General features: G+C 36.6%; 1 protein-coding gene. It reads right to left on the bottom strand.

Features of this window, described 5'->3' with window-relative positions; genetic code table 11:
- Positions 1-105 precede the first annotated feature (105 nt).
- On the bottom strand, positions 106-325 hold a 220-nt coding region (locus ACYVTD_RS18700; RefSeq protein ID WP_461249084.1), incomplete at its 5' end, for a hypothetical protein.

Below are 325 nucleotides of genomic sequence, written 5' to 3'. Positions count from 1 at the left end.
ATATTAGCCGGTCATTCGGCAAAAAAAGAACATACATTCCTTGCGGCGGTTTAAAGGGACCCTTTTTAAGAGAAAACCCACAAAGAGAGAGAGGCACGAAAATTTCTAAACGAAAAAATTTAAAGGATTCTGTTTATTTGGACTTTCGAAAAAAAGATTTATAAAATAAAGGGAACCGTCGGAAACTATCGCGGCATGATAAGAAGGAATATTCAATGGAAACCCCGCAAATAATTCAAAAAGATCATAAGGGCTTTTAACTTGCTGGAAAAAAGGATTGCCGTAAACTACATCAACATCAATATGTTCGCCGGGATTCTTCCAT

This window comes from Treponema sp. R6D11 (assembly GCF_054786075.1).
Note: the sequence above shows the minus strand (reverse complement) of the source record. Positions and strands in the feature narration are given on the sequence as shown.